The organism is Vibrio sp. E150_011 (assembly GCF_053544015.1).
The window spans coordinates 311,040-333,919 of sequence record NZ_JBHFOL010000003.1; the positions used below are offsets into that span (position 1 = coordinate 311,040).

The window sequence follows — 22,880 nt, forward strand, 5'->3', positions numbered from 1 at the left end:
TTTATCTGTGGTCTACACGGCGCACAACATTGTCGCCAATAGACTGAATAATTTGAACTAATACGATGAGCATGACAACGGTAACGGCCATGATGACAACATCGTAGCGATGGAATCCGTATCGTATTGCAACATCACCTAAGCCCCCCCCGCCAACGGTGCCTGCCATAGCAGAATAGCTGACCAGTGTGACGAGCGTAATGGTCACTGAATTGATGATGGTTGGCAGAGCCTCAGGAAGCAGTACTTTAGTGATGATCTGGTAAGGCGTCGCTCCCATTGATTGCGCCGCTTCGACTAATCCGCTTGGTACTTCAAGCAACGCACCCTCGATGAGACGAGCAACAAAAGGAATAGCGCCAATAGTAAGAGGCACGATGGCCGCCGTTGTGCCAATAAAAGTGCCAATCAATAGCTTAGTTAATGGAATGATGGCGACCATTAACACGAGAAAAGGAACAGAACGACCGATATTAACCACCGCCCCGAGTACTTTATTCAGGCGAGTGTTTTCAAGTAACCCTCCTTTTTTGGTCGTGTGTAAAATGACCCCCAAAGGAATACCGACGGCAAACCCTACAACACCGGCCACGGCAACCATATACAAGGTTTCCCATGTGGCACCTAAAAGCAGATCCCCATTCAGTGATAACCAATCTGAAACGGTATTAAAGGACATAACCAAGTACCTCTACTTTTACATTGTGGTCGCGTAAAAAATCAATTGCAGCGTTATCATCAATTTCAGTACCAAAAATTTCAGCCACCATCATGCCGAATTTCACTCCGCCTGCATAATCAAGATCTGAACTTAAGATACTGATATCAATGTTGTATTTTCTTGCTATTTGTGAGATTAGCGGAGCGTCTACGGTTGCACCAGTGAACTCTAATCGAACCAGCGGGTGGCTACCGCTTACTCGTGAGTCTTGTAGACGGCGCTGGTAGTCCTCAGGAATCGATAAATCTAGAGTCGAACGAATAAACTGATGAGCGAGCTCGGTTTTAGGGTGAGCAAAGATGTCACCGACGGAGCCTTTTTCGACTAGCTTGCCGTCACCGATAATCGCAACTTGGTGGCAAATGCTTTTGACTACATCCATTTCATGCGTAATCAATAAAATCGTAATTTTAAGCTTGCGGTTGATGGTTTTGAGTAGCTCCAGAATAGACTGTGTTGTTGCTGGGTCTAACGCACTGGTGGCTTCATCACACAGCAATACTTTTGGGTCTGACGCTAGCGCGCGGGCAATCGCGACACGCTGTTTTTGTCCACCACTTAGATTGGCCGGGTAGGTATCACGTTTGTCATCCAGACCAACCAAAATCAATAATTCAGATACCTTTGCTTCTATTGCAGCCTGATCTTTGCCTGCCAACTCAAGAGGAAGAGCGATATTGTCAAATACAGAACGCGAAGACAGCAAATTGAAATGCTGGAAGATCATACCAATGTTACGACGTGCAGCGCTTAATTGTGATTTACTCAATTGAGTAAGGTCAACGCCGTCAACGATCACTGAGCCCGATGTCGGAGCTTCAAGCATGTTTACACAGCGAATAAGAGTACTTTTACCCGCTCCTGATGCACCGATCACACCAAAGATAGTCCCTTCTTTTATATGAAGGTCTATATCGGCTAGCGCATTAATGGCTTTCGTGCCTTGATAAAACACTTTGTTTACTTGATTAATTTCGATCATCTAAGCAACCTGAACTCAATGAGTAGCATAAAAGTTTGAACTACATCCCAATTACTAGAAGATGCTATGGGTTTCGCTTATTTGTGTCAATAGATATTTTTACGTCTAGACGTCTAAACGGCATTTTCATAGTGATGAAGCGATCAAAGCGTGTAATAATTCAAAGTACAAACATCCACATACAACAAGAGAGTAACCCGTGGCTAAACCCGCTGTGTTTTTAGACCGTGATGGCGTAATTAATGTCGATCATGGATACGTCAGTGATGAGCATGACTTTGAGTACATTGACGGAGTATTTGCGGCAACCCAAAAATTAAAAGAGATGGGTTATATGCTTGTGATCGTCACCAATCAATCTGGTGTCGCGCGTGGGATGTTTTCAGAAGATCGTTTTATGTCCCTGACGCAGTGGATGGATTGGAATTTTAGCGATAACGGCGTGGAACTAGACGGTATCTATTATTGTCCTCACCACCCTGAGCATGGTATTGGGGAATATAAACAAGATTGCGAATGTCGAAAGCCTAAGCCAGGTATGTTTATCTCTGCTCGTGATTTCCTTGATATCGATATGGCTAACTCGGTAATGGTTGGCGATAAAGCGGAAGATCTCATGGCAGCAGAGGCGGCGGGTGTGACAACAAAAATATTGGTGCGTACGGGGAAACCCGTCACAGAGCGTGGCGAGAATATTGCGTCAGCAGTACTAGATAGTATTCGTGATGTTCCTGGGTATTTGGCTAGCCGCTAACATCACTGGTGGCAACGATAAGCCATCACTAAACAGTAAGGTCGTGTCATGCATTGTGGATTGTGAAAATAGGCATCCACCGCATTTCCTTATATTTAAAGGACGTAACATTCGCTAGGGAGTAGCAATGAAAATTATCATTACGAAGGTTTGTCGTTTAGCAATGGTTGCCGCTATTGTGAGTTGGCTTGCTGGGTGCAGTCAGCATTCAGCACCCATCATAATGAATGAAGAACACGCTTCGACATCGACACTCACCAGCATGATTTACTCATGTGATGAAACTCAGTTTTCCGTTACGCCATTGGATGATGAACAGGTATTGCTGTTGTTTGATGGTACTGAAAACCACTTACATCGAGTGCCATCCGCTTCGGGTGTGAAATATGCGCTAGAGGGCCAACAAGAGGTTGATTCAGAGTTCGAGCTATTCATGAAGGGCGATCAAGCGATGTTGACGGTAATGGACCAGGTTTACAAAAACTGCACGTTGAAATAAAAAAAAGATTGAAGGTATTATGAGTAAGAAGCTCACCATTTTAGACATCGCTAAACTGTCGGGCGTTGGGAAGTCAACCGTATCTCGTGTCTTGACTAATGACCCTAAAGTGAAGCCTGATACGCGCCAAAAAGTTGAAGCGGTGATCGCTGAACATGGTTATGTACCGTCAAAATCGGCGCAATCGATGAGAAGCGGCGGTAATCAGAAAGTCGTAGGTGTTATTATTTCTCGCCTTGACTCACCTTCGGAGAACAAAGCCGTCAGTGGCATGCTCAACGTTTTATATGGTGCGGGATATGATGTGGTGATCATGGAAAGTCAATTTGATCCTTTGAAAACCAATGAGCATTTGAATGTATTGCGTAAACGTAATGTCGACGGTGTGATTGTTTTTGGATTTACGGCTTTGGATGTTGAAGCCGTGAGCGGCTGGCAATCAAGAGCGGTCGTGATTGCGATGGATACCGATCTCGTTTCCTCTATCAACTACGATAACCAAGGGCTGATACGTTCCGTCCTCGATAAACTGTCTTCCGATGGGTTGTCGCGTCTCGCGTTTATTGGTGTTGATCCCACCGATAAAACGACCGGTCTTGCTCGTCTTAAGGCTTACCAAGCATGGTGTGAAGAGCGCAATATCGATCCTCGCTTTGAAACCGGCGCGTTGCATCACGATAGCGCCTACCATTTGGTCGATAAAGTACTGAGCGAATCCTTACAAGCCATCGTATGTGCGAGTGATACATTGGCTTTGGGGACCGTCAAACGCCTGCAAGAATTGGGGCGAGAAGATATCTTAGTGACGGGTATCGGTGGAAATGAACTCCTTTCTTTTCTATTCCCTAAAATATACAGCATTGATCCTGGTTACCTTCAGGCTGGAAAGAAAGCCGCTAATCTATTGATTCGTCAGTTATCGGGAGACGATTCTATTCAACACCTAATGCAAGAAGCGGTTTAATTCTTCGTTTTCCTCGGTATCGAGTTCACGGCATTTATTCACGAATTATTATTTATAACGTTAGTAATGTGCGTTAAATATGAACAAACTTTGTGATCACGTTCAATTAATGGGAATGTTCCCATTCACATCTTTGCGCTGTGTTGGCACACTGCATTGGCTTGGTTGTGGGAATGTTCCCATGGCGGGCGATATACTATAATTTATTAGAGATGAGCGGATCCTCGTCTCAATTATCAGAAAAGGTCTGCATACGATGAGTCATATAGCCAAGCAAGATGTTGCTGCCATCATCGACGGTGTTGGTGGAAAAGAAAACATTGCCAGCGTGAGCCACTGTTTAACTCGCCTTCGCTTCGTTTTAAATGATACCGACAAAGCGAACAAGGCGGCATTAGAACAACTGAAGCTTGTAAAAGGTTGTTTTACAAACGCAGGACAATTTCAGGTTGTAATTGGTACTGAGGTTGATGAGGTTTATAAAGTGCTTATTAGCATGACCGGTAAAAGTGAATCCTCAAAAGATGAGGCCAAGGTAGCAGCGCGCACCAATATGAACATCGTAGAGCGTGGTATTTCTCACCTTGCCGAAATCTTTGTGCCACTTTTGCCTGCAATTATCACTGGCGGCTTGATTCTAGGGTTTCGTAATGTAATCGGCGATATTCGAATGTTTGATGGCCAAACATTAACGGAAATCAGCCAGTTCTGGGCAACGGTGCACTCGTTCTTATGGTTGATTGGTGAGGCGATTTTCTTCTTTCTACCTGTTGGCGTGTGTTGGTCCACGGTTAAGAAGCTTGGTGGCACCCCTATTTTGGGGATTACCTTAGGGATTACGTTGGTGTCCCCGCAACTCATGAATGCCTATCTTATTGGTAAGGAAGTACCTGAAGTCTGGGATTTTGGTCTTTTTGTTATTGAAAAGGTGGGTTATCAAGCTCAGGTTATTCCTGCGATGTTGGCCGGTGTTGCGTTGGCTTTTATTGAAACCAATTTAAAACGTATTGTTCCGAGCTATCTCTACCTTGTTGTTGTGCCGTTTGTATCAATCATTTTATCGGTTGTTCTTGCCCATGCTTTTATCGGCCCTTTTGGTCGCGTATTAGGTGATGGTGTGGCCTTTGCTGCTAAAGCAGCAATGACAGGCGATTTTGCGGTGATTGGTGCGATTGTGTTTGGTTTTTTCTACGCACCTTTAGTGATTACAGGTATTCATCACACGACTAATGCCGTTGACTTACAGCTAATGCAAGAGCTTGGTGGTACCCCAATTTGGCCTCTAATCGCACTATCTAATATCGCTCAAGCATCGGCGGTTGTCGGCATCATTATGATTAGTAAACGCGAAGGAGAACGTGATATTTCCGTTCCTGCGGCCATTTCAGCCTACCTTGGGGTAACGGAACCGGCCATGTACGGTATCAACTTGAAATATAAATTCCCAATGCTCAGTGCCATGATCGGCAGCGCGGCGGCGGCGGCGATTTGTGGTAGTGCAGGTGTGATGGCAAACGGTATTGGTGTCGGTGGTCTACCGGGAATCCTTTCAATTCAACCCCAGTATTGGACTATCTATCTTATCGCAATGCTGGTGGCGATGGTGGTTCCAATCATGCTCACATTGTTCATGTATAAGCGCGCACAATCAAAAGGTGAGCTAGAGCTAGCCAGTGCGTAACCCTTAAGAGGTTCATGGCAATGAACCTCTGCTTTTCTTTTTTTAATGTGTAAGTGAGATAACGCTGATGGGTTTACAAACTCAACAAGAATGGTGGAAAACGGCCACTATTTACCAAATCTACCCGAAGAGTTTTTGTGATAGCGGTTCGACGGGAGTCGGGGACATTAAGGGCATTACCTCTAAATTGGATTATTTGGCGACACTAGGCGTGGACGCGATTTGGCTCACGCCTATCTATGCCTCTCCCATGGTTGATAATGGCTATGACATTTCTGATTATTACTCGATTAATCCCGACTTTGGCAGCATGGCCGACTTTGATGAGTTGCTAGCGCAAGCCCATCAAAGAGGGATCCGACTCGTCATGGATATTGTGGTGAATCATACGTCGACTGAGCACAAATGGTTTCAATCAGCCTTAGGGGATAAAAGCAGCCCGTATCGTGATTACTACATCTGGAAACCCGGTAAAAATCAGGCCGCACCCAATAACTGGCAATCGAAATTTGGCGGTTCAGCATGGAAGCTGGATGAACAAACCAATGAGTACTTTCTTCACTTATTTGCTGAAGAGCAGGCTGATCTTAACTGGGAAAACCCTGCGGTTAGAAATGAAGTGAAGCAAGTGATCGAGTTTTGGGCCAAAAAAGGTGTCGATGGATTCCGTTTAGATGTCATTAATCTTATCTCCAAACAACAAGCGTTTATGGATGATGCTGCGGGGGATGGCCGTCGATTTTATACTGATGGTCCTCGGGTGCATGAATACCTTCAAGAAATTAGCAGCGCTGTTTTCCAAAAATATGGCTCAGTGACCGTCGGTGAGATGTCATCGACAACGTTAGAACACTGCCAGCAATACAGCGCGACAAATGGCAAAGAACTCTCTATGGTCTTTAATTTTCACCATCTGAAAGTGGATTACCCTGATGGTGAAAAATGGCGGCTTGCGCCATTCGATTTTATTGAATTGAAGAAGATTTTTAACCATTGGCAAACTGGGTTGCACAATCAAGGGTGGGGCGCATTGTTTTGGTGTAACCATGACCAGCCGAGAGTGGTTAGCCGTCTTGGGGATGATGAGCACTATCGAGTCGAGTCGGCGAAGATGTTGGCCGCATCCGTTCATATGATGCAAGGTACGCCATATATCTATCAGGGCGAAGAAATTGGCATGACCAACCCAAGGTTCTCTGAGTTATCACAATATCGAGACGTGGAAAGCCTCAATATGTATAAGGTGATGAAGGAATCAGGTGAATTAAATCACGATGAGATTATGGCTATTCTTCAGCAGAAATCACGTGACAACTCACGCACGCCTATGCAGTGGAGTGACAAAGCTAATGCTGAATTTTCGACAGGGACGCCTTGGATTGAGGTCGCAAGTAACTATCCTAATATCAACGCAAAGACAGCGCTTGCCGATAAGCATTCGGTGTTTTATTTCTACCAACAGTTAATCGCATTGCGAAAAGAGTTATCAGTGATTACGGATGGTCGTTATGTGGATTTGTACCCAATGCATGGTCAGGTACATGGTTACCTAAGAGAAAACGAGGACAGCCAATTGCTTTGTTTGAATAACTACTATGCAGAAGAGGTGCAGGTGTCGCTAGCCGAGCAATTTAATGGTCGGAAGGGTACGGTTGTGATTAGTAATTATGAGCAAGAGGAAGTGGTGAGGCTCACGAATATTGTGACTCTCAAGCCATACCAAACCATGGTGATTTTATTGCATTGATAGAAACTGTATGAATACCGTTTTCTTGTCATTCATGACTCAATAGCACGTAACAATAAGCCCCTCTTCGGAGGGGCTTATTGTTATTGATTTCGAATTTGTTACTGATGTCTAATCTGCGTCATGCTAGCCGTACGTGACGACATAACGTGTGGGTTTGTGATTCATGGCTAGTACAATATTGAGTACTACGGCGCCAATAATTGACACCAATATAACCGGTGGAGCAACGAAGAAACAAGACGCGAGTAAAATGGTGCAGTCGATGGCTAATTGTGTTTTGCCAACTGATATCCCAAAGCGCTCTTGTACGAATAAGCACAGTACGTTAAATCCACCAAGGCTTGAGCGATGGCGGAATAAAATGAGCATACCCAAGCCCATCAACAACCCACCTGCTATTGCGCAATACACCGTATTAATGTGGTCCACTGAAACAACATGATGCATATTGTCAGCAAATATGGAAACCAATGCACCAGAGATAGCACTACTTAACGCAAAGCGCTTGCCAAAGCGGCGCCAAGCCAACAGATAAAATGGACTATTGGCGGCAAAGTACAACATACCAAAGGAAACCGGCAAAAACTGGCTCAATAACAATGCAAGGCCGGTTGTACCACCAGTAAGTAGTTGAGCAGATTGTAAGAAGAATATGCCTTGAGCCACAATAAAGGTGCCCGTCAAAATGGCTATCCAGTCTTCTTTTAGTGAGTGTTTTTCCATCAGGTTAAAAGTCTTCCAATAACAATTCGCGGCAATAATAATAAAAAGGTGACCATTTCGATAGCTTGGGTGTGAAATTTGCGGTAAACCTATGTAATTCAATTTTTACACACTGTAAAACGAATTATTGACACTTTAGATTACCTCTATGGCTATTTTCACTTGGTACATGATGTAATCTAACGTTCACTATGAAAAAACTGCATGAAAAAGATCCATTTTTTTCTTTATGACCTAGATCAAATTATGTATCATGCGATTCATCAAATGTGGTGACGAAAACGTTTGCTTTTGGTCATTGTGTGGTTTTTTTGAAACTTTCAGTACAATCTGAGTCAGGAGATACAGATGCTAAAGCGTGATATGAACATCGCTGATTACGATGCGGAACTATTTGCAGCCATTCAAGAAGAAACTCTTCGCCAAGAAGAGCACATTGAGCTTATCGCTTCGGAAAACTACACCAGTCCTCGCGTGATGGAAGCGCAGGGCACTCAATTAACCAACAAGTATGCAGAAGGCTACCCAGGCAAGCGCTACTACGGTGGTTGTGAGTATGTCGATAAAGCAGAAACACTGGCGATTAATCGTGCCTGTGAGCTTTTTGGCTGTGAGTATGCAAACGTTCAGCCGCATTCTGGCTCTCAAGCGAACAGTGCTGTTTACATGGCGCTTTTAAATCCGGGTGATACCGTTTTAGGCATGAGCCTAGCACACGGCGGTCACTTGACTCATGGCTCTCCAGTAAACTTCTCTGGTAAGCACTACAACGTGATTCCTTACGGTATTGATGAAGCGGGTCAAATCAACTACGACGAAATGGAGCAGTTGGCGGTTGAGCACAAACCGAAAATGATCATTGGTGGTTTCTCTGCTTACTCTCAAATCGTTGATTGGGCACGTATGCGTGAAATCGCGGACAAAGTTGGCGCGTACTTCTTTGTTGATATGGCTCACGTAGCTGGTCTTATCGCGGCAGGTGTCTACCCAACACCGGTTCCACATGCTCACGTTGTGACCACTACCACGCATAAAACACTTGCAGGTCCACGTGGCGGTTTGATTCTTTCAAATGCTGGTGAAGACATGTACAAAAAACTGAACTCAGCGGTTTTTCCTGGTGGTCAGGGCGGTCCTTTAATGCACGTAATCGCAGGTAAAGCGGTGGCATTTAAAGAAGCGATGGAGCCAGAATTTAAAGCGTACCAACAACGTGTTGTTGATAATGCCAAAGCGATGGTTGCGCAATTCCAAGAGCGCGGCTACAAAATCGTATCTAACTCAACAGAGAACCATTTGTTCCTTGTTGACCTGATTGATAAAGACATCACCGGTAAAGAAGCGGATGCGGCTTTGGGTTCTGCTAACATTACGGTTAACAAAAACTCGGTACCGAATGACCCACGTAGCCCATTTGTAACGTCTGGTATCCGTATTGGTACACCAGCGATCACTCGCCGTGGCTTTAGTGAAGCTGATGCAAAAGAGTTGGCTAACTGGATGTCAGATGTTCTTGATAACATCGGTAACGAAGACGTGGTAGCAGCAACAAAAGCGAAGGTTCTAGAAATCTGCAAACGCCTACCTGTTTACGCGTAATTCGATGTTTAATGCCTTGCAGCGCAAGGCATTAACGTAAAAAAGCGAGCTAATTAGCTCGCTTTTTTTATGTCTGGAATTTACAGCCTGGCGTTACTTATTGATATTGAGTAATGTTCCAGATTTACACTTGAAGGAATAGTATTTACGACTCTCGTTAAATTGCCCCAGACCTTCACCGTTACAGTAATCAATATTGATGTCTCGCATGATTTCGAGGGTCTTTTCACTATTCATAGAGAATTTAGCGCCATCTTTACATACGACTCTTACACGGCCATCGTCACTGACAGAATAGAGATTGACTTCAGTGTTACATAACTCGAAGGAAGCCTCTAAGTAGTTGTCTTGCTGGGAGTTTTGAGCACAACCTGCAATGAGTGTGGCGGCAATGATCGGTAAACCTATTTTAAGCAGTTTCATGCTTACATCCTTGAATGGCTGATGTTTTTCATTAAGCCTACCTAAAAATGGCGAAAATGCGAGTGCGAGATGGTCATGTTGCATGTTTTTCTCAAAAAAAACACGGATAGCGCATCGCCAATCCGTGTTTCCTGTATCGAGCGCTGGTGATCGTCGATTACTTAATTTCAACGCCTTTTGCTTGTAGATCAGCGTGATAAGAAGAGCGCACAAACGGGCCGCATGCCGCATGCGTGAAGCCAAGATCAAGTGCGATTTCTTTTAGCTCATCAAACTCTGAAGGCGGAACGTAGCGTTCAACGGGTAAATGGTGGCGACTCGGTGCAAGGTACTGGCCTAGAGTCAGCATGGTGACTCCGTGGGCGCGAAGATCTTTAAGTACCTGTACTATCTCTTCTTTTGTCTCACCTAGGCCCATCATCACCCCAGATTTAGTGGGTACGTCAGGGTGCATGGCTTTGAATTTCTCTAGGAGCTGTAGAGACCACTTGTAGTTCGCTCCTGGGCGAGCCTTGCGATAGAGTCTAGGTGCTGTTTCTAGGTTGTGGTTGAAGACATCTGGCGGGTTGTCTTTTAATGCTTCTAGAGCCACATCCATACGTCCGCGGAAATCGGGTACGAGTGTTTCAATGCGAATCTCTGGGTTTAATGCGCGAATCTCACGCGTACAATTCGCAAAATGGTCAGCGCCACCATCACGTAAGTCATCGCGGTCAACAGAGGTAACGACAACATACTTGAGCTTCATGTCTTTGATGGTTTGAGCAAGCTTTTGAGGCTCATTGGATTCAGGTGCATTTGGGCGACCATGGGCAACATCACAAAATGGACAGCGGCGTGTACAAATTGCGCCAAGAATCATAAACGTTGCAGTACCGTGGTTAAAGCACTCCGCAAGGTTTGGGCAGGAAGCTTCTTCACAAACAGAGTGAAGATTATTCTTACGCATCGCCTTTTTGATCTCTTGGATGCGTTGGCTATCAGACGGTAGTTTGATCTTCATCCATTCTGGTTTGCGTAGTACTTCTTTTTGCTCTTCCGGCATGTTCTTTACCGGAATGAGTGCCATTTTATCTGCGTCGCGATACTTGACGCCTTTTTCCATTTGTATAGGTTTGCTCATCGTCTTATGCTTCTTCGCTGAATTCTACTTGTGTGTAATCAAGTAGTTTTATTAGTTCATTGACCAGCTGCTCTTCGACACTGGCGATACTTTTGGGGCCACCGAGTTGGCTGACTTGGATCATTTCCATGCCGGCATAGCCGCACGGATTAATTCTTAGAAAGGGGGCAAGATCCATATCGACATTTAAGGCCAGTCCATGAAATGAACACCCTTTGCGGATACGAAGCCCAAGGGAACAGATCTTTTTCCCATCAACGTAAACACCAGGTGCATCTGGCCTCGCGGCTGCGGCTATATTATAAGTGTTTAACGTATTGATGACGAGGTTCTCTATGTGAGTGACGAGATCTCGAACGCCTAATTTCTTTCTGCGTAGGTTAATGAGGAAGTAGGCCACCAGTTGACCGGGACCATGGTAAGTGACTTGTCCACCACGATCGCTTTTGACCACTGGAATATCCCCGGTATTGAGTAGGTGCTCTTCTTTACCCGCTTGTCCTTGCGTAAAGACCGGGTTGTGTTCAACTAGCCAGATTTCGTCACGAGTATCGTCATTACGATCATCAGTGAACGCGTGCATCGCTTTCCAGATTGGTTCGTAATCCTTGCGACCGAGCTTTCTTACTACTAGCTGATTCTTCACCGGCACTCCTAGTACTACTTAATAAAGTGTTCGCATTATAAACCTGATCGATTGCCTGAACTACCAGTAAATCGTGACAATTTAACGCTTTGGCTACATGTTTTATCTAACTTATTGAAAGATAAAAAGAAAGCAGCCAAGGCTGCTTTCAAAAAAAATTGAATTTTTAAAATTATTATAGAACCATGCGAACAATATCAATCTCACCTAACTCTTTGTACAAGGTTTCGACTTGTTCGATAGACGTGGCGGTAATGTTGATTGAAACGGCATTATAGGTGCCTTTTCCGCTTGGTTTTACAGTTGGAGTGTAATCGCCAGGTGCATGACGCTGGATAACTTCCACTACTTTTTCAACAAGTTCGGGCTTAGCGTAGCCCATAACTTTATATGTAAACGAGCAAGGAAACTCTAACAGGTCCTTGAGTTTTGCATCTGAATTGATGTTTAACATAATTGGGCTCCAAAAAATGAGATTGTTTACGACGGTGCGAATAGTAATGTCAAAGTCGACGAAACTCAAGATGAGTCCGTTGTCAGTAAGGATAGCAAAAGATATTTGTTAAAAAGCAACAAAGCCGCAAGAGGCGGCTTTGTTGTTCATCGTCGTTTAGTTAAAGCTTAGAAGAAGCTTTTCACTAACAATACGATATAGTCCCATAGACGGCTAAATAAGCTGCCTTCTTGCACATCTTCAAGTGCAAGTAATGGGTACTCGGCTACGTCTTTACCATCGAGTTGGTAGAATAACTTACCAACGACATCACCCTTAGAAATGGGGGCTTCAAGTTGTTTTTCAAGTACGAAGCTTGCTTTTAGGTTCTTTGCTTGTCCGCGAGGTAATGTCACGAACGTATCTTCAGCAACACCGAGAGCGACAGTATCTTTGTCACCCATCCAGACCTTTTCGTCTACGAACGTTTCGTTTGCAGTATGTGGATTAACGGTTTCAAAGAAACGAAAGCCATAGCTTAGGAGCTTTTTACTTTCTGATTTACGAGCATTGGCACTTTTTGTGCCCATCACCACGGCGACAAGGCGCATTTTGCCTTCGGTCGCTGAGCTTACTAGGCTATAACCCGCCTTGCTGGTGTGACCCGTTTTAATACCGTCCACATTCATGCTTTTATCCCACAGCAAACCATTGCGGTTATATTGTGTGATGCCGTTGTAAGTGAACTTTTTCTCTGAATAAACACGATATTCATCAGGAACGTCTTTGATTAAAGCGCGCCCTAATAGTGCCATATCATAAGGTGTGGAGTAGAGGTTTGGGTTGTCCAAGCCGTGAACGTTAGCAAAATGGGTATCTTGCATGCCGATAGAGCTTGCCCACGCATTCATGAGATCAACAAAGGCATCTTCAGAACCAGCAATGTGTTCAGCCATGGCAACACAAGCGTCATTTCCCGATTGGATGATGATGCCTTTGTTTAGCTCTTCAACGGTCACTTTCGTGCCGACTTCGATGAACATCTTTGAAGAATCAGGGAAATTTTTAGCCCATGCATTCTTGCTAATCGTCACTTCATCGGCCGGTGAAATCTTACCGCTTTTTAGCTCTTGGCCAATGACGTAACTGGTCATCATTTTGGTTAAGCTGGCAGGATGAAGCTGTGTGTTCATCTCTTTCTCAGCGAGAACTTTACCGGAGTTAAAGTCCATAAGTACGAAGCCTTTTGCAGCAATTTGCGGCGCATTAGGCATCACGACAGGAGTAGCTACGGCATAATTAGCCGTTAATGTTGCTGCAAGAGCAATAGAAGTAATGAATTTCATAGAAGACTTTTTTTATTCATGTTGAACACAACTTTTAGGTTGCCCGTATAGTAACAGATAGACCGTTGCGCACTAAAGATAATACACACTAAGTAACAACGGTGATTTATGTCAATGGAGTTTACAGTTTTTTTACGAAAGCTGATGGGTAACCAAGCTTTTGTACTTGCTCCAACGCGTCATGAGTGTCTTTATAGTCACTAAAAGGACCAAGCATTAAGCGATAATTATTGTTGACCGGTGATAGGAACGTCTCAACCGATAGGGTTTTGCTTAATTCATCTGACAGTTTTGTGATCCTGTCTTTGTGTGGCGACGCCGCAACCTGTACGGCGTATTTTGGATGCTTATCGAGTTGACGTTGGCTGGTCGGTTTCTCTACTGTAATCACCTCTATTTCGACATTCGAAGTGCCGGTTTTGATCACATCTAACTTTTTTGCCGCGGCATAGCTAAGGTCGATGATACGACCTTCATGAAATGGGCCTCTGTCGTTAACTCGAACGATGATTTCTTTATTGTTATCAATATTGGTGACTTTAACATAGCTTGGAAGTGGCAATGTTTTGTGAGCCGCAGACATCGAGTACATATCATAGACCTCACCATTCGAGGTCAGGTGCCCATGAAACTTTTTACCATACCAAGAGGCTTGCCCTTTTTCAGTAAAGCCTTCTGCATCTTTTACGATCGAATATTGCTCGCCACGCAGTTTGTAATCTTTATTGCCGCCTAGGCTATAAGGCTCATACCTAGGTTGGGCGCCCTCGACATGTTCAACAGAAATTGGTGTCGATGGGGCAACATCGTCATTGATATCATAGCGGCTGTCCGATGAAGAACAGCCCACCATCACAAGAATACTCAGGCCAGCAAACAGCCAGCGAAGTTGAAGAGACGAAAGAAACTGAGTCATTTACGTTGCCTTTGAAAACGCTTTGCGGTGAGTGTGTATAGACATCAAAATGCCGAAACCAGCCATGAGTGTAACCATTGAGGTACCGCCATAGCTAATCAACGGTAAGGGCACACCTACAACAGGTAATATACCGCTTACCATACCAATATTTACGAAAACGTAAACAAAAAAGCTAAGGACGATACTGCCCGCCATCATTCGACCAAAAGCCGTTTGGGCTGAGCTGGCCAAATAAAGGCCACGTCCGATAATAAACAAGTAAAGTGATAATAGCAGCAAGATACCTAGCATACCCCATTCCTCTGCGATGACTGCAAAGATAAAGTCAGTATGGCGTTCAGGTAAGAATTCTAACTGTGATTGTGTGCCGTGTAGCCAACCTTTGCCGGCTAAACCACCCGAACCAATAGCAATTTTACTTTGGATGATGTGATAACCTGCGCCAAGTGGGTCGGACTCTGGGTCAAATAAGGTTCTCACTCGTACCTTCTGATATTCGCGCATTAGGAAAAACCACAATACCGGAATAAAAGCCCCCACAGCAATGGCGGCCCCCGTAATGATTTTCCAGCTAATACCGGCCAGAAAAATAACGAATATGCCCGAGGCAGCAATCAGGATTGAGGTACCAAGGTCGGGTTGTTTCGCAATGAGAATGGTGGGCACCATGACCATGATTAACGACACGATCAAGGTTTGAAAGCTAATCGGTAGCGAGCGCTTGCCTATATATCTTGCCACCATGAGAGGCACCGCAAGTTTCAGGAGCTCTGAGGGCTGAAAGCGGACGAATCCAAGGTTTAGCCACCGCTGAGCACCTTTAGATGACTCACCAAAAAACAAGACGCCGAGTAAGAGAATGACACCGGTAAAAAACATCAGAGGCGCCAGCGTTTCGTAGGTTCGTGGTGAGAGTTGTGCGAGGCCAATCATTACAACTAAAGCCAGTACCATACGCATGGCTTGCCTATCCATCATCGCAAGATTTTGTCCGCTCGCGCTGTACATCACAACCAGACCAAACCCCATTAGCGCTAGGATACCCAGCAGAAGAGGTAGGTCTATGTGAAAGCGTTCAAGCAGGAATCGATTTTGTCCTGTCGATGGGTCGAATTTCATTATTCTTCTTCACTCTCTTCATTTTCACTGAGTGCAAGGTCAAAGACTTGCCTAACCACGGGGGCACCATTGGTGGACCCGCCACCTGCATTCTCTAGCACCACTGTCACGACCGCTTTTGGGTGGTCAAACGGGGCAAACCCAGTAAACAATGCGTGATCTTTTAGGTGCTCGGCGACTTCATCCGCATTGTACTCTTCGTCTTGCCCTAGGCTAAAGACTTGCGCGGTGCCGGATTTACCGCCAGATTGATATGGCATGTTTTTAAACGAGCGACGTGCGGTACCTTTTACGCCATGGTTAACACGTCGCATGCCTTCAAGTGCAAGGTCCCAATAACGTTTTTGCACACCGGTAATTGGAGGCCGGCTATCAACCTCGACCAAGGTTTGCTTATCAAAGCTATCGCCGTTGTTGATGGTTGCTCGTAGTAGATGTGGAGAGAGCACCTCCCCTCTATTAACGAGAACCGAGGTTGCCTTAGCAATTTGCATTGGCGTCGCCGTCCAGTAGCCTTGGCCGATGCCTACAGGGATGGTATCGCCTTGGTACCAAGGTGTGCGATGTCTCGCCATTTTCCACTCACGAGTTGGCATATTAGCCTTGCTCTCTTCATGAATATCAATGCCAGTGTAGTCACCAAATCCAAACATCATCATCCACGAGGATAACCGGTTAATCCCCATGTCATAAGCAATCTGGTAGAAAAAGGTATCAACAGATTCTTCGATGGCTTTGACAATAGTTACCTTGCCGTGTCCCCAGCGTAACCAATCTCGATAAGGACGAGTTTTTGAGTTTGGAATACGCCAGTAACCAGGGTCATTACGGCTTGTGGTTGGTGTAATGACGCCCTCTTGCAGCGCAGCAACAGCAATAAAGGGTTTTACTGTAGACGCGGGTGGGTAAATACCCAGTGTTGCACGATTGACTAATGGGCGGTTTTTATCGTCAAGCAATGCTCGATAAGCCTTACTTGATATGCCATTTACAAAGGCGTTAGGATCATAGCTAGGGCTTGATACCATGGCCAAGACACCGTTATCGGTTGGATCGAGAACAATGGCAGAGCCGCGACGGCCTGCAAGAAGATCATGAACCTTGAGCTGCAGCTTTATGTCTAGGTTTAAAACAATGTCGTTGCCAGGGGTCGGTGGAACAAATTTAAGCGTGCGAAGTACTCGACCACGGCTATTGACTTCTACCTCTTGGTAGCCAGCCGTACCGTGCAGCAGGTCTTCGTAATAGCGTTCTATTCCCAGTTTGCCGATATCTCTAGTAGCTTGATAATTCGATATTTTTTCTTCGCGGGTAAGGCGCTGGATATCACGGTCATTGATACGGGAAACGTAGCCGATTACGTGAGTAAGCACCTCCCCGTATGGGTAGTAACGTTTTAGCGTGGCGGCGATTTCGACACCAGGAAATTTATGTTGGTGAACAGAGAAAGTAGCGACTTGTTGTTCGTTGAGTTGCGTCAAAAGTGGAATTGACTTAAATCGTCGAGTACGTTTTCGCTCGCGTTCGAAGGCTTCAATCCTTTCATCAGGAATATCAAGGTACTGACGTAAGTCTTGAATGGTTTGATCCATGTCTTTGACTTTTTCAGGTATGACTTCTAAGTTGAAAACAGGGCGGTTTTCAGCGAGTAGTATGCCGTTTCTATCGTAGACTAACCCTCTGTTCGGGGCGATTGGCACGACCTTGATACGGTTATCGTTTGAACGTGTCTTATAGTCTTGATATTGGTTAATCTGGATGTTGTAAAGGTTAGCGACCAGAACGATCATCATCACTATAATGAAAATGAAGGATACGAAAGCGCGACTTTTAAACAGTCGCGCTTCTGCCTGATGGTCTCTTATCTGGCTACGTTTAAGTCTCATAGGGGGTGAAACTACTCTCGATGGTAGGGATGATTAGTGGTAATAGACCAAGCTCGATACAAGCTTTCAGCCATCACTATTCGTACCAATGGGTGCGGCAGTGTTAAAGCTGATAGCGACCAGCTTTGATCGGCCGCTGCCTTACAAGCTGGAGCGAGTCCTTCAGGGCCACCAATCAAAATCGATACATCTCGTGCATCAAGCTTCCAACTCTCCAATTGCTCGGCAAGTTGAGGCGTATCCCATTTTTTTCCCGGAATATCTAAGGTGACGACTCGATTTCCCTTTGGAACCGCTGCCAACATCGCTTCGCCTTCTTTTTGTAAGATGCGTGCAATATCGGCGTTCTTGCCGCGTTTACCTGCCGGGATCTCAATAAGCTCCAAAGGCATATCGTGTGGGAAGCGGCGGCGATACTCTTGAAAGCCTTCCTCTACCCATTTAGGCATTTTGGTCCCAACGGCAATGAGTTGTAGTTTCAAACGACTAGCCCCAGAGTTTTTCTAATTGATAAAGCTCACGGTGTTGTTCTTGCATGACGTGCAGCATCGTTGAGCCCATGTCAACGACTACCCATTCGCCTTCTTGTTCACCGTCGACACCCAGTGGCTCAACACCGACTTTTTTGACTTCCGATGCAACATGGTCAGCAATCGAGATGACGTGGCGTTTTGATGTACCTGTACACACGATCATAAAGTCAGTGACATTTGATTTGCCCACTACGTCGATGGTGACGATATCTACGGCTTTCATGTCATCGGCTTTGTCAGCGAGAAATAATTTCAATTCTTCGTGTTGCAAGGGGTGTTCCTCTTTTCAGGTAATAAATCGGGTCAATGGCATTTTCCATGACATTGATCTTGGGATTATAACAGGTTTTAAGGCTGTAAAGACATCGGTGTGTCAGTTACGCACAAGTTCATCGACAACTGGTGAATAAGTGGCCAGGGGCTTTGGTCATACTGAGTCTTAGCTTGAATCTCGATCAAGGCTAAGAGCTGTATCGATTGTCTGAGTCGAGTTGCTGATAGGCGTGTTAATGCAGCGTTATACAACGGCTTTTTATTTTGCCATACACGAAATTGATCAAAGACCTGAGCCATTGATGATTGGGTAAGGGCTTGTTGCATCTTTACCAGTTGGAATAATTCTCTTTGAATTGTTCTAAGTAAGATAACGGCCTCAATACCTTCTGATTCTAGTTGAGTTAGGATACGCTGAGCGCGTTTGCCTTTGCCCTCTAACATCGCATCAATCCAGTGAAAAACGGTAAAGTGATTATGACGGCTTAGTGCCTCTTGAACTCGAATTAGAGTGAGTTGCCCATCAGGGTACAATAAGGTGAGTTTCTCAAGGCTTTGAGACAAGGCAAATAAATTGCCCTCATGCCACTGACAAAGTAACTGTACCGCTTCATGATCAGGCATAAGCTTCACGGATTTACAACGCTGCATTACCCATTGAGGTAGACGCTTTATATCGGGCGTTACGCAGCTAACGTGACACCCATTTAACGCCTTAAACCAAGCGGCTGACTCTTGTGCTCTGGTTAACTTACTGCCAGATACAATGAGCACAATATCTTCATGGAGATGAGTCGCAATTTCGGCAAGCTGCTTGGAAATTGCGGCGTTGACGCCTGATTCAGGCAGCTCTATTTCGATAATTTGCTTGGCGGAAAACAGGCTCATCGCTTGGGTGCAATCAAAGACATCATTCCAGTCGATAGACGCATCTACGACAAAACGGTGGTGTTCTTCAAACCCCAGCGATTTTGCTTTGGCAATAATAGCGATACGGCTGTCTTGGATGAAAAGGGGTTCATTACCAAACAGCAGATAGCACCCGTACCATCGCTGAGCGAGTGACTCAGCGAGACGATCGGCGAAAACTTTCACATGAATTCCTTGAGGTGGTGCTATGAACGAGACGCGGTTTCTGGCGTTTCGCTTGTGCTTTCAACTTCTTGTTGGTGTTGCTCAAACTCTTCGATCTCTGTTTTTAAGCGTGCCATTTGGCGCATCATCTGCTGAGCCGCTAGCTCGCGCATTTCATTTTCTAAGAGTTTTCGCTCGGCAGATTTAGCAAGCGCTGACAATGGGTTGTCGAGGTAACTACGCGTCATTGTGGCAACAAAATCTTTAGACCCTACGTCAGGTATGGTAACCCGATAGTTGACTTCATAAGTGATTTCTTTCTCGGCTGCTCGGGTGTTTTGATACAAAGAAAGTGTGCGATCGCTCGTGGCTTCACCCGTAATATGAAGGTTAGGGATATTCATATTGGGTTGGACAAGTTCGATTTGGCTTAGGCGCAGTTGTTCCTTGATTTGACGAGTGATGAGACTGTATTGATCAAAGCTAGTAACGGAGATTTTTTTGATGTCATCTGGCACTGAGTACTCACCACGCAGGTGGAAACCACAAGCGCTCAGTAATGACGTGAGTAAAAGTACGGAACAGAGTTTGAATAGATTGTGTTTTAACAGGCGCATAATACCGCTTACTCGTTAGACAATGGTTTATGTAAACGTCCTATCAAGAGGCTTACATAAAACAGTGAGTGTGATGTTGATGAATTTTAATCTCAATAAGATAACGTACGAAACAATAAAAGTCGCAGGTTAGGTGCCTGCGACTTTCGTCATATATTGTCTAGTTTGCTACGATATTCAGTAGTTTGCCAGGAACATAAATCACTTTACGTATGGTAAGTCCATCAAGGAACTTAATGGCATTTTCATCTTTTAGACCAAGCTCTTTTACTTGTTCTTCAGTGGCGTCTGCCGCGACAAGCAGCTTCGCGCGTAGTTTGCCGTTGATCATAACCACAATGGTTTTTTCATCTTCAACTAATGCGTTTTCATCAAACTCTGGCCATGTTGATGAGTCAACATTTGCTTCTCCTAATGTCATCCACATTTCGTAAGAGATGTGTGGTGTCATTGGATATAGCATACGAACGACAGCTTTTAGTGCTTCATCGAGGATGGCACGATCTTGAGTTGATGCTTGAGGCGCTTTAGCTAGCTTGTTCATCAGCTCCATAATGGCTGCGATGGCGGTATTGAACGTTTGACGACGGCCAATATCATCGCTTACTTTAGCAATGGTTTTGTGAACATCACGACGCAATGCTTTTTGGTCTGATGACAATGTACCCGTATCGACGGATTCTGCCGCACCTTTTGATGCGTGATCGTTAACCAGTTTCCATACACGTTTTAGGAAGCGATTGGCCCCTTCAACGCCAGATTCTTGCCACTCAAGTGTCATGTCCGCTGGTGAAGCAAACATCATGAATAGACGAACGGTATCAGCACCATATTTATCGACCATCTCTTGAGGATCGATACCGTTGTTTTTCGACTTAGACATTTTGATCATGCCTGAGTGCTCAACGTTGCGGCCTTGACTGTCTACCGCTGTTTCTATACGGCCTTTTGCGTCACGTTCAATCGTCACATCCGTTGGAGCGATCCACTCTTTCGTACCTTTTTCGTTGGTATGGAAGAACGCGTCAGCAAGTACCATGCCTTGGCAAAGCAACTGCTTATATGGCTCATCTGAGGTAACGTAGCCAGCATCGCGAAGTAATTTGTGGAAGAAGCGAGAGTACAGCAAGTGCATACATGCGTGTTCAATACCACCAATGTACTGATCAACGGGTAGCCAGTAGTTTGCTTTCTCTGGATCTAGAATGTCATCAGCTTGTGGTGAACAGTAGCGAGCATAGTACCAAGACGACTCCATGAACGTATCAAAGGTGTCGGTTTCACGTAGAGCAGGTTCGCCGTTGAATGTCGTCTCAGCCCAAGACTTATCAGCTTTAATTGGACTTGTTACGCCATCCATGACTACGTCTTCTGGTAGAATGACCGGCAGTTGGTCGGCTGGTACTGGGTGAACTTCACCGTCTTCAGTCGTTACCATTGGGATTGGAGCACCCCAGTAACGCTGACGAGAGACACCCCAGTCACGTAGGCGGAAGTTTACCGTCTTCTTACCTTTACCTTCAGCTTCAAGCTTTGTAGCGATAGCATTGAAGGCTTCTTGGAACGCAAGGCCATCAAATTCACCTGAATCGAACAATACCCCTTTCTCAGTGTAAGCCGCTTCAGATACATCGAGCTCGGAGCCGTCTTCAGGCTTGATTACAGGAATAATGTCGATGCCGTACTTTGTCGCGAACTCGTAGTCACGTTGATCGTGAGCAGGAACCGCCATTACCGCACCAGTGCCGTAATCCATCAGTACGAAGTTTGCTACGTAAACAGGAACAACACGACCGTTAAGAGGGTGGACAGCGGTTAGGCCAGTGTCCATGCCTTTCTTTTCCATCGTTGCTAATTCTGCTTCAGCCACTTTAGTGTTGCGACACTCTTCAACGAATGCAGCAAGCTCAGGGTTGTTCTTAGACGCTTTCTCTGCAAGTGGGTGACCAGCGGCAATCGCGACGTAAGAAACGCCCATTAGCGTGTCTGGACGAGTTGTGTACACTTCTAGAGGTGCTTCTTCACCGTTAACAGTGAAAGATAGCTCGACACCTTCAGAGCGACCGATCCAGTTGCGCTGCATGGTTTTAACCATTTCAGGCCAACCGTCAAGGTTGTCTAGGTCGTCGAGTAGCTCTTGAGCATACTCAGTGATCTTAATGAACCATTGTGGGATTTTCTTTTGTTCTACAGGGGTGTCACAACGCCAGCAGCAGCCATCTTCGACTTGCTCATTTGCAAGAACGGTTTGGTCGTTTGGACACCAGTTCACAGAAGATGTCTTCTTGTAAACTAGACCCTTTTCATAAAGCTTAGTGAAGAACTCTTGTTCCCAACGGTAGTATTCAGGTGTGCACGTTGCGAATTCACGGGTCCAGTCATAACCAAAGCCTAAAAGTTTAAGCTGGTTTTTCATGTACTCAATGTTTTCGTAAGTCCATGGTGCAGGCGCTGTGTTGTTTTTAACAGCTGCATTTTCCGCAGGCAGGCCAAATGCATCCCAACCGATTGGTTGCATTACATTTTTACCTTGCAGGCGTTGGAAGCGAGAAACCACATCACCGATGGTATAGTTACGAACGTGACCCATGTGCAGTCGACCACTTGGGTACGGGAACATAGATAAGCAGTAGAATTTTTCTTTATTTGGGTCTTCACTTACAACAAAGGTCTTATTGTTGTCCCAGTGTGCCTGAACTTTACGTTCAATCTCTTGCGGGTTGTATTGTTCTTGCATCGATGATTTCCGGTTATCTTGGAATTTGTGAGTTCTGTTAAAACAGAAACTACTAGATCATCATAGAATACCTAAAGC

At 45.1% G+C, this 22,880-nt stretch carries 22 protein-coding genes; 6 read left to right on the plus strand and 16 right to left on the minus strand.

Annotated elements, in window-relative coordinates:
* Position 1 precedes the first annotated feature (1 nt).
* Positions 2–679, minus strand: a complete 678-nt coding sequence (locus ACE1OE_RS07515) for a methionine ABC transporter permease (protein ID WP_372059330.1) — start codon at positions 677–679, stop codon at positions 2–4.
* Complete coding sequence (metN, locus tag ACE1OE_RS07520) at positions 669–1,703, minus strand: methionine ABC transporter ATP-binding protein MetN (protein ID WP_449210613.1); 1,035 nt, start codon at positions 1,701–1,703, stop codon at positions 669–671. The genes ACE1OE_RS07515 and metN overlap by 11 nt, the downstream gene beginning before the upstream one ends.
* Before the next feature lie 199 nt (positions 1,704–1,902).
* Here metN and gmhB point away from each other — a divergent pair, with 199 nt between their 5' ends.
* The 5 genes from gmhB (at position 1,903) to treC (ending at position 7,348) form a co-directional block, all read left to right on the plus strand.
* Complete coding sequence (gmhB, locus tag ACE1OE_RS07525; protein WP_449210614.1) at positions 1,903–2,457, plus strand: D-glycero-beta-D-manno-heptose 1,7-bisphosphate 7-phosphatase; 555 nt, start codon at positions 1,903–1,905, stop codon at positions 2,455–2,457.
* 127 nt (positions 2,458–2,584) lie between these two features.
* Positions 2,585–2,956: an MliC family protein gene (locus tag ACE1OE_RS07530; protein ID WP_449210615.1), complete on the plus strand. Its 372-nt coding sequence runs from the start codon at positions 2,585–2,587 to the stop codon at positions 2,954–2,956.
* Between the two features lie 19 nt (positions 2,957–2,975).
* Positions 2,976–3,920: a trehalose operon repressor TreR gene (gene treR / locus ACE1OE_RS07535; protein WP_449210616.1), complete on the plus strand. Its 945-nt coding sequence runs from the start codon at positions 2,976–2,978 to the stop codon at positions 3,918–3,920.
* 256 nt (positions 3,921–4,176) lie between these two features.
* The gene (gene treB, locus ACE1OE_RS07540) at positions 4,177–5,601 is read left to right on the plus strand and encodes a PTS trehalose transporter subunit IIBC (protein ID WP_102468465.1); all 1,425 of its coding nucleotides are present in this window, start codon (positions 4,177–4,179) and stop codon (positions 5,599–5,601) included.
* 67 nt (positions 5,602–5,668) lie between these two features.
* Complete coding sequence (treC, locus tag ACE1OE_RS07545) at positions 5,669–7,348, plus strand: alpha,alpha-phosphotrehalase (RefSeq protein ID WP_449210617.1); 1,680 nt, start codon at positions 5,669–5,671, stop codon at positions 7,346–7,348.
* Between the two features lie 126 nt (positions 7,349–7,474).
* Here treC and ACE1OE_RS07550 read toward each other — a convergent pair whose 3' ends face one another.
* Complete coding sequence (locus tag ACE1OE_RS07550; protein WP_102468837.1) at positions 7,475–8,074, minus strand: YitT family protein; 600 nt, start codon at positions 8,072–8,074, stop codon at positions 7,475–7,477.
* A 348-nt stretch (positions 8,075–8,422) separates the two neighbouring features.
* Between ACE1OE_RS07550 and glyA the strand changes: the two genes are divergently transcribed.
* Positions 8,423–9,673, plus strand: a complete 1,251-nt coding sequence (glyA, locus tag ACE1OE_RS07555; protein ID WP_102468836.1) for a serine hydroxymethyltransferase — start codon at positions 8,423–8,425, stop codon at positions 9,671–9,673.
* 93 nt (positions 9,674–9,766) lie between these two features.
* On the opposite strand, the gene ACE1OE_RS07560 is transcribed toward glyA, so the two are convergent.
* The 13 genes from ACE1OE_RS07560 to leuS form a co-directional block, all read right to left on the minus strand.
* A complete protein-coding gene (locus tag ACE1OE_RS07560) occupies positions 9,767–10,096 on the minus strand; it encodes a hypothetical protein (RefSeq protein ID WP_102468849.1) in 330 nt (109 codons plus the stop codon).
* Between the two features lie 157 nt (positions 10,097–10,253).
* Positions 10,254–11,219, minus strand: coding sequence for a lipoyl synthase (gene lipA / locus ACE1OE_RS07565; protein ID WP_102468835.1), 966 nt, complete (start codon positions 11,217–11,219; stop codon positions 10,254–10,256).
* 4 nt (positions 11,220–11,223) lie between these two features.
* The gene (lipB, locus tag ACE1OE_RS07570) at positions 11,224–11,865 is read right to left on the minus strand and encodes a lipoyl(octanoyl) transferase LipB (RefSeq protein ID WP_102468834.1); all 642 of its coding nucleotides are present in this window, start codon (positions 11,863–11,865) and stop codon (positions 11,224–11,226) included.
* A gap of 175 nt (positions 11,866–12,040) precedes the next feature.
* Positions 12,041–12,319: a DUF493 family protein YbeD gene (ybeD, locus tag ACE1OE_RS07575; protein ID WP_449210618.1), complete on the minus strand. Its 279-nt coding sequence runs from the start codon at positions 12,317–12,319 to the stop codon at positions 12,041–12,043.
* A gap of 167 nt (positions 12,320–12,486) precedes the next feature.
* Positions 12,487–13,644 (minus strand): serine hydrolase, encoded by a 1,158-nt coding sequence (locus ACE1OE_RS07580; RefSeq protein ID WP_102468832.1) that lies wholly within the window; start codon positions 13,642–13,644, stop codon positions 12,487–12,489.
* A 121-nt stretch (positions 13,645–13,765) separates the two neighbouring features.
* Complete coding sequence (locus tag ACE1OE_RS07585) at positions 13,766–14,560, minus strand: septal ring lytic transglycosylase RlpA family protein (RefSeq protein ID WP_372059335.1); 795 nt, start codon at positions 14,558–14,560, stop codon at positions 13,766–13,768.
* Positions 14,561–15,682, minus strand: a complete 1,122-nt coding sequence (gene rodA / locus ACE1OE_RS07590) for a rod shape-determining protein RodA (protein WP_449210619.1) — start codon at positions 15,680–15,682, stop codon at positions 14,561–14,563. It abuts the gene before it with no gap.
* A complete protein-coding gene (mrdA, locus tag ACE1OE_RS07595; RefSeq protein ID WP_449210620.1) occupies positions 15,682–17,568 on the minus strand; it encodes a penicillin-binding protein 2 in 1,887 nt (628 codons plus the stop codon). Before mrdA ends, rodA begins: the two co-directional genes overlap by 1 nt.
* Before the next feature lie 11 nt (positions 17,569–17,579).
* Positions 17,580–18,050 carry a 23S rRNA (pseudouridine(1915)-N(3))-methyltransferase RlmH gene (rlmH, locus tag ACE1OE_RS07600; protein ID WP_102468828.1) on the minus strand — a complete coding sequence of 157 codons (471 nt, stop codon included), beginning with the start codon at positions 18,048–18,050 and terminating at the stop codon, positions 17,580–17,582.
* A gap of 4 nt (positions 18,051–18,054) precedes the next feature.
* Positions 18,055–18,372: a ribosome silencing factor gene (gene rsfS / locus ACE1OE_RS07605; RefSeq protein WP_102468827.1), complete on the minus strand. Its 318-nt coding sequence runs from the start codon at positions 18,370–18,372 to the stop codon at positions 18,055–18,057.
* A gap of 77 nt (positions 18,373–18,449) precedes the next feature.
* The gene (gene holA, locus ACE1OE_RS07610; RefSeq protein ID WP_102468826.1) at positions 18,450–19,469 is read right to left on the minus strand and encodes a DNA polymerase III subunit delta; all 1,020 of its coding nucleotides are present in this window, start codon (positions 19,467–19,469) and stop codon (positions 18,450–18,452) included.
* A 20-nt stretch (positions 19,470–19,489) separates the two neighbouring features.
* Positions 19,490–20,065: an LPS-assembly lipoprotein LptE gene (locus ACE1OE_RS07615; protein WP_372059337.1), complete on the minus strand. Its 576-nt coding sequence runs from the start codon at positions 20,063–20,065 to the stop codon at positions 19,490–19,492.
* 160 nt (positions 20,066–20,225) lie between these two features.
* Positions 20,226–22,802 carry a leucine--tRNA ligase gene (gene leuS, locus ACE1OE_RS07620; protein ID WP_449210621.1) on the minus strand — a complete coding sequence of 859 codons (2,577 nt, stop codon included), beginning with the start codon at positions 22,800–22,802 and terminating at the stop codon, positions 20,226–20,228.
* Positions 22,803–22,880: the final 78 nt, after the last annotated feature.

Bases quoted from the DNA above. Each gene is read 5' to 3' on its own strand.
- ACE1OE_RS07515 (WP_372059330.1), bottom strand. From the start codon at position 679: ATGTCCTTTAATACCGTTTCAGATTGGTTATCACTGAATGGGGATCTG.
- metN (WP_449210613.1), bottom strand. From the start codon at position 1,703: ATGATCGAAATTAATCAAGTAAACAAAGTGTTTTATCAAGGCACGAAA.
- ACE1OE_RS07530 (WP_449210615.1), top strand. From the start codon at position 2,585: ATGAAAATTATCATTACGAAGGTTTGTCGTTTAGCAATGGTTGCCGCT.
- treR (WP_449210616.1), top strand. From the start codon at position 2,976: ATGAGTAAGAAGCTCACCATTTTAGACATCGCTAAACTGTCGGGCGTT.
- treB (WP_102468465.1), top strand. From the start codon at position 4,177: ATGAGTCATATAGCCAAGCAAGATGTTGCTGCCATCATCGACGGTGTT.
- treC (WP_449210617.1), top strand. From the start codon at position 5,669: ATGGGTTTACAAACTCAACAAGAATGGTGGAAAACGGCCACTATTTAC.
- ACE1OE_RS07550 (WP_102468837.1), bottom strand. From the start codon at position 8,074: ATGGAAAAACACTCACTAAAAGAAGACTGGATAGCCATTTTGACGGGC.
- glyA (WP_102468836.1), top strand. From the start codon at position 8,423: ATGCTAAAGCGTGATATGAACATCGCTGATTACGATGCGGAACTATTT.
- ACE1OE_RS07560 (WP_102468849.1), bottom strand. From the start codon at position 10,096: ATGAAACTGCTTAAAATAGGTTTACCGATCATTGCCGCCACACTCATT.
- lipA (WP_102468835.1), bottom strand. From the start codon at position 11,219: ATGAGCAAACCTATACAAATGGAAAAAGGCGTCAAGTATCGCGACGCA.
- ybeD (WP_449210618.1), bottom strand. From the start codon at position 12,319: ATGTTAAACATCAATTCAGATGCAAAACTCAAGGACCTGTTAGAGTTT.
- ACE1OE_RS07580 (WP_102468832.1), bottom strand. From the start codon at position 13,644: ATGAAATTCATTACTTCTATTGCTCTTGCAGCAACATTAACGGCTAAT.
- ACE1OE_RS07585 (WP_372059335.1), bottom strand. From the start codon at position 14,560: ATGACTCAGTTTCTTTCGTCTCTTCAACTTCGCTGGCTGTTTGCTGGC.
- rodA (WP_449210619.1), bottom strand. From the start codon at position 15,682: ATGAAATTCGACCCATCGACAGGACAAAATCGATTCCTGCTTGAACGC.
- mrdA (WP_449210620.1), bottom strand. From the start codon at position 17,568: ATGAGACTTAAACGTAGCCAGATAAGAGACCATCAGGCAGAAGCGCGA.
- ACE1OE_RS07615 (WP_372059337.1), bottom strand. From the start codon at position 20,065: ATGCGCCTGTTAAAACACAATCTATTCAAACTCTGTTCCGTACTTTTA.
- leuS (WP_449210621.1), bottom strand. From the start codon at position 22,802: ATGCAAGAACAATACAACCCGCAAGAGATTGAACGTAAAGTTCAGGCA.